10 protein-coding genes are annotated in these 12511 nt (G+C 71.7%); 7 read left to right on the forward strand and 3 right to left on the reverse strand.

The window, feature by feature from the left end; genetic code table 11:
• Both ABD908_RS24190 and ABD908_RS24195 read left to right on the forward strand, forming a co-directional pair.
• The coding region (locus ABD908_RS24190) for an ROK family protein (RefSeq protein WP_345000867.1) at nucleotides 1-736 on the forward strand (736 nt) is incomplete at its 5' end.
• Nucleotides 733-2115, forward strand: coding sequence for a wax ester/triacylglycerol synthase domain-containing protein (locus tag ABD908_RS24195; protein ID WP_345000869.1), 1383 nt, complete (start codon nucleotides 733-735; stop codon nucleotides 2113-2115). The genes ABD908_RS24190 and ABD908_RS24195, both read left to right, overlap by 4 nt.
• Nucleotides 2116-2119: 4 nt before the next feature.
• Here ABD908_RS24195 and ABD908_RS24200 read toward each other — a convergent pair whose 3' ends face one another.
• Nucleotides 2120-3127: a LacI family DNA-binding transcriptional regulator gene (locus tag ABD908_RS24200; RefSeq protein WP_345000871.1), complete on the reverse strand. Its 1008-nt coding sequence runs from the start codon at nucleotides 3125-3127 to the stop codon at nucleotides 2120-2122.
• Nucleotides 3128-3185: 58 nt separating this feature from the next.
• On the opposite strand from ABD908_RS24200, the gene ABD908_RS24205 reads away from it, so the two are divergent.
• Both ABD908_RS24205 and dctA read left to right on the forward strand, forming a co-directional pair.
• Complete coding sequence (locus ABD908_RS24205) at nucleotides 3186-4400, forward strand: MFS transporter (protein ID WP_345000873.1); 1215 nt, start codon at nucleotides 3186-3188, stop codon at nucleotides 4398-4400.
• Nucleotides 4401-4490: 90 nt separating this feature from the next.
• Nucleotides 4491-5885, forward strand: a complete 1395-nt coding sequence (dctA, locus tag ABD908_RS24210) for a C4-dicarboxylate transporter DctA (protein WP_345000876.1) — start codon at nucleotides 4491-4493, stop codon at nucleotides 5883-5885.
• A gap of 61 nt (nucleotides 5886-5946) precedes the next feature.
• Here the strand turns inward: dctA and ABD908_RS24215 are convergent, their stop codons facing one another.
• Both ABD908_RS24215 and ABD908_RS24220 read right to left on the reverse strand, forming a co-directional pair.
• The gene (locus ABD908_RS24215; RefSeq protein ID WP_345000888.1) at nucleotides 5947-6639 is read right to left on the reverse strand and encodes a CPBP family intramembrane glutamic endopeptidase; all 693 of its coding nucleotides are present in this window, start codon (nucleotides 6637-6639) and stop codon (nucleotides 5947-5949) included.
• A gap of 119 nt (nucleotides 6640-6758) precedes the next feature.
• The gene (locus tag ABD908_RS24220) at nucleotides 6759-7586 is read right to left on the reverse strand and encodes an Rv1157c family protein (protein ID WP_345000878.1); all 828 of its coding nucleotides are present in this window, start codon (nucleotides 7584-7586) and stop codon (nucleotides 6759-6761) included.
• 173 nt (nucleotides 7587-7759) lie between these two features.
• Here ABD908_RS24220 and ABD908_RS24225 point away from each other — a divergent pair, with 173 nt between their 5' ends.
• Genes ABD908_RS24225 through ABD908_RS24235 form a run of 3 tightly spaced genes read left to right on the forward strand, consistent with a single transcriptional unit; the run spans nucleotide 7760 to nucleotide 12059 of the window.
• Nucleotides 7760-9244, forward strand: a complete 1485-nt coding sequence (locus tag ABD908_RS24225; protein ID WP_345000880.1) for a glycosyltransferase 87 family protein — start codon at nucleotides 7760-7762, stop codon at nucleotides 9242-9244.
• A 23-nt stretch (nucleotides 9245-9267) separates the two neighbouring features.
• Nucleotides 9268-10437, forward strand: coding sequence for a thiamine ABC transporter substrate-binding protein (locus ABD908_RS24230; protein ID WP_345000882.1), 1170 nt, complete (start codon nucleotides 9268-9270; stop codon nucleotides 10435-10437).
• Nucleotides 10413-12059, forward strand: coding sequence for an ABC transporter permease (locus tag ABD908_RS24235; RefSeq protein WP_345000884.1), 1647 nt, complete (start codon nucleotides 10413-10415; stop codon nucleotides 12057-12059). Before ABD908_RS24230 ends, ABD908_RS24235 begins: the two co-directional genes overlap by 25 nt.
• Nucleotides 12060-12511 lie beyond the last annotated feature (452 nt).

Raw genomic sequence — 12511 nt, forward strand, 5'->3', positions numbered from 1 at the left:
CGGCGTGACGGTGACCGGTGTCGGCGCCGCCGTGCCGGGGCCGGTCGATGAGCTCGGCGGCCGCGCTGCGCCGATCAACCTGCCCGCCCTGCACGGCTTCCCGCTGCGGGACCGGATCGCCGATGCGGCGGGGGCGGGGCTGCCGATTCGGTTCCGCCGCGACGGGGTCGCCGTGGTGCTCGCCGCCCAGTGGCTGGGTGGGGCCCGGGGCGCGTCGAGTGCACTGGGGATCGTACTGTCGACGGGCGTCGGCGGCGGGCTGATCGTCGGTGGCCGGGCATTGGGCGGCAACGCGGGGCACATCGGCCAGATGCAGGTGGCCGGGATGTCCGGCGGCGACTGTCTGGGCAGCGACACCATGCTCGAATCGGTGGCGTCCGGCCCCAACATCGTGTCGTGGGCGCGCGAGCAGGGATTCGCCGGTATCACCGGAACCGACCTCGCCGCCGCATACGCAGCGGGCGACCCGGTGGCCGTTGCGGCGGTAGCGCGATGCGCGGCCGCGACGGGCCAGGCGATCGGGAGCGCGCTGGCGCTGGTTCCCGTCGATGTCGTGGCGATCGGCGGCGGATTCGCCCGGGTCGCACCGGATCTCGTGGACCGCATCGCCGCTGTCGTGGCCGCACACCCGCTGGGCTACGTCGCCGCCGCGCGCGTCGTCGACGCGGGTCTCGACGGTGACGCCCCACTGGTGGGCGCCGCGGCGCTGGTGTACCGGGCGGAGCTGCTCGCGTGACCCCCGGGTTCGGACCGGTGGTGTTCGGGGCGCGGGGCTCCCGCCTCGCGGCGAGCGACGCCAGGACGCTGTGGTCGTCGGCGTTGATCCCCAACGACCAGTTCCTGCTGTACTGCTTCGACGGCACCAGGCAGCCGGTCGACCGCCTGGCCCGCCACCTCGCCGCCCGCGCCGCGACCCTTCCCGAACTGCGTACCCGCGTCGCGGAGGTGCCGGGGGGACTGGACTATCCGTACTGGGTGCGCGGGGACGCCGTCGACGTGCGTACCCACGACGGTGGCGACTGGGTCGCCGGCGGTGGTGTGCGGGGAGTCCGGGAGGCTGTCGCCGCCCTGTTCGCGGATCAGCTCGATCCGCGCGTCGCCGCCTGGCGGTTGCATCTGTTCGGCCCCGTCGTGGGCGCGCCGCGCTGCACGGCGGAGGGAATCGTTGTGGTGCTGCAGATCTCGCATGCGCTGGCCGACGGACGCCGAGCGTCCGACATCGCTCGCCGGCTGCTGACCCGCCAGCCTCCGGACATCGACACCGTACTGCCCGGCCGCTGGGGCCCGGTCCCCGCCGCAGCGGCCGCCGCGCTCGGCTGGGTCGGATTCCCGACGGCGTTGGCGCGCACCGTCGTCCGCGGCGCGGGCGCCGTACCCGCACGGTCCGAGCTGGACCGGCGAACCGAGGACGGCGACGTCCCACCACCGGCCGACCCGTGCCCACCGACCTCGCTGAACACCCGGCCCGGACCCGCGCGGGACATCCGGCTGCTGGTCCGCGGACGCGCCGACCTCGCGGCGGGCGGGAGCACCGTCACCGTCGGCGGCCTGACTGCGATATCCCTTGCGCTGGAGCGACTCCTGACCGTCCGCGGCGAGGACGTGCCCGGCGCGCTGACCGCGGAGGTCACCGTCGCCCGGCCACGGCGCGGCGACGAGCACAACGCCTTCGGCAACGTCTCGGTGCCGCTGCATCCCGGGACCCCGGTCTCCTTGCGGCGCAGCCTGATCGGGCGCTCGCTACGTGCGGCGCGGGATCGTGCCGCCGATCCGGCGTGGGCGCGGATCCGGGCGGCCGATGCGTCGGTTCCCGCGGTGCTGGCCCGGATCGGCATACGCGGCTTCGATATCGACACCCCACCACCGGTGGTGGGGGGCGCCACCGTGGTGTCGTCGGTGGCGCGCGGCGACAGCGATCTGGTGCTGGGCGGCGGGCGGGTGGCGTTCACCGCCGGCTTCCCCGCGCTGTCGCCGGCCATGGGGGTGACGCACGGGATCCACGGCATCGGTGAGGTCGTGACGCTGACGGTGACCAGCGCGCCCGAGGCGCTACCGGATCCGGACGGCTACGCCGCGCTGCTCGCGGCGGCGGTGGACGAGCTGCGGGAGGCGTAGGCGATCACGTCGCGGGGCCGGTGGTGTCGCCCAGCACCAGCTCGACGGGAACGGTGATCCGGGGGAGCGGGGCGCCCTCGTCGAGGGTGGCGAGTACGGCCTCCGCCGCCCGGCGGCCCTGCTCGGTGATGTGCTGCCGGATCGTCGTGAGGCGGTGGCTGTCGAAGCCGTCGATCGCGATGCCGTCGAAGCCGGTGACCGACAGATCCCGTGGCACGTGCAGGCCCGCCGCCTCGGCCGCCCGGATCACGCCGGCGGCCAGCAGATCGGACTGGGCGATGACCGCCGTCGCCCCGCCGCCGTCCGCGCGCAGGGTGCCCCGCTCGAGGAGATCGCGAGTGGCCGCCCAGCCCGCGTCGATCGTGCTGTCGGTGGCGCAGACGATCTCGGCGTCCGGGAACACCTCGCAGGCGCCGGCGACCCGGGCATCGCCCACCTGCGACGGTGGCAACGCGACGATCGCGATGCGACGGTGGCCGAGCCCGTGCAGGTGCCGGGCCAGCTGAACGGTGGCGGCGGCGTTCTCGATGCCGACGCAGCCCTGGTCGTCGACCTGGTTCCCGGCCGTGACCACCGGGACGGACCGGCGCCCCATCACGTCACGGAGGCGCTGTAGGTGCGGCGAGCACCCCGCCGCCACCACGCCGTCCACGGGTGCCGCGTGCAGGCCGGCGTCGTCGAGAGTGTCGGGAAGCAGCAGCACGGCGGTCGTCGTGTCGGCGAGGGCGTCGGTGATGCCCTCGAGGATGCCGATCACGACGGGGTCCCGGAACGCGCGCGCGACATGTGCGTCCACCTGGACGCCGATGATGCCGGTGCGGCCGCTGCGCAGCGACCGACCGCGGGGGTCGGGGCCCTGGTAACCGAGTCGCCCCGCGGCCGCGAGGACCTTGGCGCGTGTCCCAGGCGAGATGGGTTTGCCCTCGCCGAACGCGAGCGAGGCCGTCGACAGCGAGACGCCGGCTGCGGCCGCGACCTGCACGAGGGTCACTCGGGTTGACTCCGAAGGCACGGATTCATAGTCTAATACAGCGCATCGAAACGTTTCGAACGAAGGGGTGACGGTGTCCGTGGCGAATAGGACGGGAGCGACGTCGGTCGACCCCGGGGAGGCGCGGCGCTGGCGGAACGGGGTGTTCGTCGTGTTCGCCGTGATCGGGCTGGTGCTCGCCAGCTATCTGGGGCGGCTGCCGCAGATCCGTGACGACCTGCACGCCTCGACGCTGCAGGTCAGTATGCTGACGTTCGGCATCGCGATCGGCTCGGTGATCGGCCTCGTGGCGTCCGGCCCCGTCGTCTCGCGGGTGGGGTCGCGCCGGACGCTGGTGGTGAGCCTGCCCGCCGTGGGCGTGACCGCGATCGCCGCGGCCGCGGGCGCCCAGGCCGGTGTCTACGTGCTCACGCTGGCGCCGCTGGTGCTGCTGGGTGCAGCCGTGAGCATGTCCGACGTGGCGATGAACCTCTCGGGCGCCGACAACGAGCGGGCACTCGGCCGGCCGGTGATGCCGCTGTTCCATGCGTCCTACTCGCTCGGCACCGTCGTGGGCGCCGTGGTCGCGGCGCTGGCTCAGGCGGCGCACATCGGCGTGCTGACGCACATGGTGTCGGTGAGCGCGGTGCTGCTCGTGGCGGGCTGGTTCGCGCTGCGGCCGCTGCCGTACGCGGCGCACGACGCCGGCGATCACGCCCCGGTGAGCGCGGCCGAGCGGTGGTCTGTGTGGCGCGATCCCCGCACCATCGCGATCGGCGTCGTCATGCTCGGGATGGGGCTCGCCGAGGGCAGCGCCAACGACTGGCTGGCGCTGGCGATGGTGGACGACCACCACGTGTCGAAGCCGGTGGGCACGTTCACGTTCGGTCTGTTCGTGGCCGCGATGACCCTGGGGCGGGTGCTCGGTACGTCGATGCTGGCCCGGTTCGGACGGGTGCGGGTGCTGCGCGCGTGCGGGGTGCTGGCGTTCGTGGGGCTGGCGCTGGTGATCTTCGGCCCGGCCTGGGCCGCATACGTCGGTGTGGCCGCGTGGGGCGTGGGCTCGTCGCTCGGCTTCCCCGTCGGCATGTCCGCCGCCGCCGACGACCCGCGGATGGCCGCCGCGCGGGTGTCCGTGGTCTCGACGATCGGGTACGTCGCATTCCTCGCCGGCCCGCCCGTGATCGGCGTGCTGGGGCAGTACTTCAGCATCCTCGGTGGACTGGTGGTGGTGCTGGTCGCGATCGTGGCGGCGACGGTGGCGGCGCCCGCGGCCCGCGAGCGGCGGGGCCGGTCGTCGGTTGAAAAGATATGAAAGAACAAGTACGAAAAATGGCGCAAACGGGTATCAGGGTGGAAACACGCCGGGTACACGATTGAGACGTCAAGGTAGTCAACTAGACCGATGAGTCATGAGATAGCAGTACCCGATAGTGAGCTTCGTCGGTTGGCTAACAAGCCCCCTTGGTGGAGATCGCTGTTCGCCCAGTTGATCGCCGCTATCGTGCTCGGCATCGTCGTCGGCTGGTTGTGGCCGAAGGTCGGCAACGATGTGAAGCCCCTCGCCGACGGATTCATCAAGCTGATCGGGATGGTGATCGCACCGATCATCTTCTGCACCGTGGTGCTCGGGATCGCGCACGTCGGCGACATGCGAGCGGTGGGGCGGATCGGCGGCAAGGCCCTGATCTACTTCGAGGTCGTGACCACCTTCGCCCTGTTCTTCGGGCTCGTGGTGGGCAACATCATTCGGCCGGGCGCCGGGTTCCACATCGATCCGGCGACCCTGGCCCACGGTTCCGACGCCGTGGCGAAGTCGACGGGCGGCGGTAGTCTGCCGCACACCTCGGACTTCTTCCTCGACATCATTCCGACGTCGATCTTCGATGCGTTCGCGAAGAACTCGATGCTGCAGGTGCTGTTCTTCGCGGTCCTGTTCGGCCTGGCTCTGGCGCAGTTCGGGCATAAGGCGCCGCCGGTGATCCTCACCATCGTGGACCAGACCAGCCATGTGATGTTCACGATCGTCGGCTGGATCATGCGGGTGGCGCCGCTCGGTGCGTTCGGGGCCATGGGGTACATCATCGGCCAGTACGGCGTCAAATCGCTCGGCAGCTTCGCGAAGCTCATCGGCTGTTGCTACCTCGCCGCGGTGCTGTTCATGTTGATCCTGGCGGTGATCGCGCGTGTCTTCGCAGGGGTCAACCTGTGGAAGTTCCTCGTGTACATCAAGGACGAGCTGTTCCTCGCGCTGGGCACGGCGTCCACGGAGGTGGTGCTGCCGCGGATCATGTCCAAGCTGACGGTGTCCGGGTGCTCGCAGGCGACGACGGGACTCGTGGTGCCCACGGGGTACTCGTTCAACCTCGACGGCGCCACGATGTACCTGTCGATCTGCATACTGTTCCTGTCGGAGGCGCTCGGCGTCCACCTGTCGCTGGGGCAGCAGTTGGCCGCGGTGCTGGTGCTGATGTTGACGTCGAAGGGGATGGCAGGTGTGCCGGGCTCGTCGTTCCTCGCCCTCTCCGCCACCGTGGGCACCCTCGACCACGGCGCGATCCCGGTGGCGGCCGTCGCGCTGCTGCTCGGTGTGGACCGGCTGATGGACTCCATGCGGGTGACGGTGAACCTGCTCGGGAACTGCGTGGCGACCTTCGTGGTGGCGAGCTGGGAGGGACAGCTGGACAAGACCCGCCGCGACGCGATGATGGCCGGCAGACCGATCCCCCTCGAGGACGCTGCGGCGACGCTGGAGATCGACGAGGAGGCTGTGCTCGCAGCCGCCGCGGAACCGGTCTGATCGGAGCCGTGCCCGCGTTCCGCGGAACGCGGGCACGGGTGTGCCCTCGGCACTCAGCGCATCAGGCGACGAGCATGTGCCAGGCGATGGCCGCGGCCAGGGCTCCCACGCCGTTCAGCGACCAGTGCAGCGCGATGGGCGCGATGAGCGAGCCGCTGCGGCGGCGCAGCCAGGTGAACACGAAGCCGGCCGCGCCGGTAGCGACCACCGCGCCGAGGATACCCAGGATCTGGGCGGCGGGGCCGGCGCCGAGGATCTTCGATAGACCCGCGTTGCCGCTGGTCAGGCCCAGGGACGAGGCTACATGCCAGAGGCCGAACAGCAGCGACCCGGTGACCGCCACCCAGCGGAAGCGAAGAGCGCGCGACAGCGTGCCGTGCAGGGCACCGCGGAACGCCAGCTCTTCGGGGATCACCGTCTGCAGCGGGATGATCACCATCGACGAGACGATGGCGGTGGAGAACGCGGCGTAGCGGTCGTTGAGGAACAGCGAGCGGGTGAACGGCAGCAGCGCGCCGATGGTGATCACGGCGACCACCAGCGCGATCGCACCGGCCGCGTACTTCGCACCCGAGCGCCACTGTTCGCGCCCCAGGCCCAGCTCATACCAGTCGAGGCCGCGACGCCGGGCGATCACCACCAACGCGACGGCGGCTATCGGAACGGTGATGAGCGATGCGAGGCTCGTCGTGAAATGCGCGATCAGGTTGGTGGCCAGCAGCAGGGCCACGACGACGGCGACGTCGACGTACATGCGAGCGCTACGTACGGCACGGAACGCGTGCGCGCCGATCACCGTCGCGCTGGGCGCGCTCTCCGTCGCTCCGCCAGCGCCGAGCGCAGGTATCCCTCCGGTCGCCCCAGCCGCTGCTGTCACACGTACACCATCCCCATCGTGGGTGCGACGGTGCAGCTGGTGGCCTTGCCTGTCGCGTCCTTCCACACCATCGTGCCGTATACCGACGACAACACGCGGCCCTCGCCCGTGTCGACGATGGCGGTGTAGGTGGCGGGGCCGCTCACGGCGTTGATCTTGTCGTTCGGCTTCAGCTGTGCGACACCCTGTTGGTGGGTGTCGAGGTTGACCCACGACACCGTCAGGGGCTTGTTCGAGTCGCCGTCGACGGCCACACCCGTCCCGGGGACCGTGAAGACGTAGCCCGACTGGCCCTGGCCGGGGCCGGGGGCGGGAACGTTCTGCGGGCCGGCGACCACGACAGCCGAGCCGATGGCGTTGCCGCTCGAATTGTTCTTGGTCGGTGCGACGCACTTCTGGGCGATGGTCGGGTACAGGAACTGCTGCACACGGGGGCTGTTGATGGACACCGGCGCGGTGGGGCCGTTGGGGTCGACCGCGTTCTTGCCGGTGCCGTTGACGAACCCGATCACCGAGCCGCCCATCGACCGCACCTGCGGGGGCAGGTTGGGCATCGACTTGAGGGCCGTCGTGGCCTGCGCGAGGGTCTGCGGGTCGACGCCCTTACCGTCGGGGCCGGTCTGGGTGAGCGTGCTCATCAGCGCCGGGATGTACTGCTGCATGCCGGCGACGACCGACGGGTCGGCGGTGGTGGCAGGAGTGGGGAGGCTTGGGGGCAGCGGTGCCGCGGAGACGGTGCCGGCGGTTGCCAGGACGGCGGATGCCGCGAGGACGGTGCCTGCGGTGATCAGACGGGCTGCTCGGCGGTGGGTACGGGGGATCATCGGGTACGTGTCGTCCTCTCCAGGGGCTGGTCAACGGATCCCGGAGGCGGGGTTCCGTCGGCCCCCGGCGGACAGCCCGGGGCACTCGCCCCTCAATCGTCCCGCAGTCTGCGACCGTTACGCAAACGTCGCCGGTGTGAGTGTGATGTGCGCCGCGCCCTATCGTGGTGCGGGTGACCGCGGCGATCAGACCTACGGCGAGCGGGGCGTCACCGTCGGACCGGATCCGCACACGGGTGGCGGCCGCGGCCCTCGTGATCTCCGTGGCATCCCGTCTGATCTGGGTGTTCGCCGGTCCGCACAACTTCAACTTCGTCGATCTGCGGGTGTACTACGAGGCCGCCCACCGGGTGGTCGCGGGCGGCCTGTACGACTTCGCCCTCACCGAGTACACCCCACGGCAGCCGCTGCCGTTCACCTACCCACCGTTCGCCGCCATCGTGTTCACGCCGCTGCACGCGGTGCCGTTCCCGGTGGTGGCGCTGGGCTGGCTGATACTCACGGTGGTGCTGCTCTATCTCGTGATCGCCATGAGCTTGGCGATGCTGCGGGCTGCGCGGGGGGAGTCGCCGGCGCTGCGCGACGTTCCGCGTTCGACGGCGATGCTGTGGACCGCGGGCGTTCTGTGGCTCGACCCGGTGCGGACCAACCTCGACTACGGGCAGATCAACGTTGTGCTCATGGCGCTCGGCGTCTGGGCCGCGTTCATCACCGTGCGGTACGCACCTGGCGGCGGGGCGCGGTACGCACCTGGCGGTGGGGCGCGGTACGCACCTGGCGGCGGGGCGCGGTACGCACCTGGCGGCGGGGCGCGGTACGCACCTGGCGGCGGGGCGCGGTACGCACCTGGCGGCGGTGAGGGGCGGTGGGGCGGTCTGCGCCCGGCGTGGTCCGACGGTGCGGCGGGCGCCCTGGTGGGCATCGCCGCGGGGATCAAGCTGACGCCCGCGGTGGGCGGGTTGTTCCTGCTGGCGCGCAAGCGGTGGTGGGCTGCGGTGGCGTCGGGCGTGGTGTTCGCCGCCACCGTCGGGTTCGGATACGTGCTGCTGCCGGCGGAGTCGCGCCGCTACTTCACCGTGCTGATCGGTGATACCGGCCCGATCGGCGATCCCGCGAAGCCGGACAACCAGTCGCTGCGCGGAGCGCTGTCTCGGTTCGCTGGACACGACCTGGGGTCGGGCCCCGCGGTGCTGATCGCGATCGGGGTGGCGGCGGTGGCGCTCCTGGCGGCGTGGTGGGTGTGCCGCCGGGGTGATGCGCTGATCGCGCTGGTGTTGGCACAGTCGTTCGGGCTGTTCGCGTCGCCGATCTCGTGGATCCACCACTGGGTGTGGATCGTGCCGACGCTGGTGTGGCTGGTGCACGGGGCGAGCGGAGCGACGGGGGGTGTACACGGGGCGAGCGGAGCGACGGGGGGTGTGCACGGGGCGAGCGGAGCGACGGGGGTGTGGGCGCGAGCGCTGGCAGTGGCGTACGCGGCGTACAGCTACGTGGGCGTGCACGGCTGGTGCGCGGTGCTGGGGTGGCTGCACATCGATTCGGGCCCGGTCTGGGCGCTGGCGCTGTGCCCGAACGTGGTCGCCACGGTGGGGCTGGTCGCCCTCATCCTGGCCGGGGCGTACGCCCGCCGCGGTGGTACGGCCGTGTCACCAGGCTGAACGACACTGGGTAGGCTGTTGCGGTGCAACTGCGCCGCCTGCCTGCCTCGCGCAGCCTCTCCCCGAGCAGCCTGACCTCGCGCGCCGTCGCCGCGGTGGCGCTCGCCGCGACCGTCGTCACCGTGGCGGGCTGCGCGACCGGTACGGCACCGTCGGCACAGTCCCTGGCGGCTGGCTCGGGGTCGGCGGCGCCGGCGGCGGGCACCGTGACCCTGGTGACGCATGACTCGTTCCATCTGCCCGACCAGGTACTCGCGGCGTTCACCCGCAAGACCGGACTGACGGTCAAGACCGTGGAATTCGGCGACGCGGGGACCCTCGCCACGAAGCTGACGCTCACCGCGGGGTCACCCCCCGGTGACGTGTCCTTCGGCGTCGACAACACCTTCGCGTCGCGCACGCTGACGGGGGGAGTCTTCGTGCCGTACACGTCGCCGGCTGCGGTGAACGGCGCCGATGCCTACGGGATCCCGGGTGAGAACCGGCTGACCGCCGTCGACTACGGCGACGTGTGCGTGAATATCGACACCCGGTACTTCGCCGCGCACGATCTGCCGGAGCCGACGGGCTACTCCGACCTCGCCGACCCTCGCTACCGCGGCCTCACCTCACTCGAGGACCCGGACACCGCCTCGCCGGGCCTGGCGTTCCTGCTGGGGACCATCGCCACGATGGGGGACGGCGCCGCAGGAGCGCCCGGCTATCCCGGCGGCTGGCAGGCCTATTGGACGAAGCTGAAGGGCAACGACGTCACCGTCACCTCCGACTGGAACACCACCTACAGCACCGACTTCTCCGGCTCGTCGGGCAAGGGCCCGAAGCCGATCGTGGTGTCGTACGCGTCCTCGCCCGCCGACGAGGTGGTGCCGGGTGCGAACGGCGCGCCGGACACGTCGCCGACGAAGGCGTTGCTCGACACGTGCTTCCGGCAGGTGGAGTTCGCCGGGGTGTTGCGGGGCGCTAAGAACCCCGAGGGTGCTCGGGAGTTCATCGACTTCCTGCTCTCGCAGCAGGCGCAGGTCGCGGTGCCGGAGTCGATGTATGTGTACCCCGTGACGCGCGGTGTCCCGCTCCCGGCGACGTGGGAGCGGTTCGCGCCTGCTCCGCCACACCCGGCCACCATGGCGGCGTCGGCGATCGCCGCCGGCAGGGACGGGTGGCTGCGGACGTGGCGCACGCTGATGGGCAGGTGAACGGCGGCAGCCGCGCCCCGCGCGTCGTCTATGGATTACTGGCTCCGGTGCTGGTGGCACTGGGCGTCTTCTTCGTGTGGCCGCTGGCCGCGATCGTCGGCCGTGGGCTGCTGACCGCGGGGCCGAACCCGATCGCCGGGCTGCGCGCCGCCGGCGGCGTCGGGCTGGTGTGGTTCACGCTGTGGCAGGCCGCGGCATCGACCCTGCTGACCGTGGTGCTGGGCCTGCCGTTGGCGTGGCTGACCGCGCGGGCGGACTTCCGGGGGCAGATCGTGCTGCGCGTACTGGTGATGGTGCCGTTCGTGCTGCCCACGGTGGTGGTGGGCGTTGCGTTCCGCACGGTGTTCTCGGATACCGGCCCGTTGGGTTTCCTGCACTTGTCGGAGACCGTGTGGGCGATCCTGGTGGCGCACGCCTACTTCAACGTGTCGGTGGTGGCGCGCATCGTGGGAGGGGTCTGGGCACGGATGGACCCGCGCACGGAGCAGGCTGCGCGCACCCTGGGCGCCGGGCCGGTGCGGGCGTTCGTCACTGCTGGCCTGCCCGTCCTGCTGCCCGCGATCGCGTCCGCCGCGGCGGTCGTGTTCCTGTACTGCGCCACCAGCTTCGGCATCATCCTGATCGTGGGCGGGACCCGCTTCCGGACCGTCGAGACCGAGATCTACCAGCAGGTCGTGGGCGCTTTCGACCTCCGCACCGCGGCGGCATTGGCGCTCGTGCAGATCGTCGTGGTGGTCGCGGTGGTGGCGTTGGGCACCGTGCTGCGCCGGCGGCTCGCCGCGCAGCCCGCCCGGTGGTCGGCGGATCGCCGGGTGCGCCGCACCCTGCGGACGTGGGTCGCCATCGTCGTCGCCGCGACGGTGACCGCGGTGCTGCTGGTCTATCCCCTGCTCGCGCTGGTGTCGCGCTCGCTGCACCCCGACCCGTCGGCGCGGCTGGGGCTGGACGCCTACCGCGCGCTAGGACAGGCGGTGGTCGGTGTCGTGCCCCTGAAGGCGCTCACGATGTCGCTGGTCACGGCCCTGCAGGCCAGCATGATAGCGCTGGTGCTGGGGCTCCTCGCCGCGATCGCCGTCACGCGGCTGCGCGGGCCGCTGGGCCGGTTCGCGGACGCGGTCGTGATGCTCCCGCTCGGGGTGAGCGCGGTGACGTTGGGCTTCGGGTACCTCGTGGCTCTGCAGGTGCTGCCGGTGGCGGCGCGGACATCGACGGTGTGGCTGCCGATCGTGCAGGGCCTGGTCGCGCTGCCGCTGGTGGTGCGGGTGATCGCGCCGGCACTCGGCGCGGTGGACGATCGGCTACGGCAGGCGGCTGCGGTGCTGGGCGCATCGCCGGTCCGCGTGTTCGTCACCGTCGACCTCCCGACCGTGTTGCGCCCGATCACGGCGGCCGCGTGCTTCGCGTTCGCCGTGACCTTGGGCGAGTTCGGCGCCGCGAGCTTCCTCGTGCGGCCCGACGCGATGACGCTGCCGGTGCTGATCGGCCAGCTGATGAGCCGGCCCGGGTGGGCGAACTCCGCGACGGCCGCCGCGTGCTCGGTGCTGCTGGTGGCGGTGACGGTAGTGGTCGTGGCGGCGATGGAATCGATCCGCCGCGACGACCCGGCGCAGGTGGAGTTCTAGATGCTGCGCGTGGAATCGGTGCGCGTGCGTTACGGCCGGCGGGTGGCCGTGGACGGTGTGTCGTTGGACGTGGGCGGCGACGACGCTCGGGTGACGGCGCTGCTGGGGCCGTCGGGTTGTGGCAAGTCGACGCTGCTGCGGGCGATCGCCGGGCTGGAGCCGCTGGCCGCGGGCCGCGTCACGTTCGACGGCACGGATCTGCGCTCGGTGCCCACCCACCGACGCCGGTTCGGGGTGGTGTTCCAGGATGGGCAGCTGTTCGGGCATCGGGACGTGGCCGGGAACATCGCCTACGGACTGGCCCGCCAGGGCTGGCCGCGGGCCGCGGCCGCCGCACGCGTCGAGGAACTGCTCGAGCTGGTCGGCTTGCCGGGAGAGGGGCGCCGCGCCGTGACGCGGCTGTCCGGCGGCCAGCAGCAGCGGAAGTCGGATCGTAGCCATGTCGTTCTGTG

The organism is Tsukamurella soli, assembly GCF_039541155.1.
Classification (GTDB): Bacteria; Actinomycetota; Actinomycetes; order Mycobacteriales; family Mycobacteriaceae; genus Tsukamurella; species Tsukamurella soli.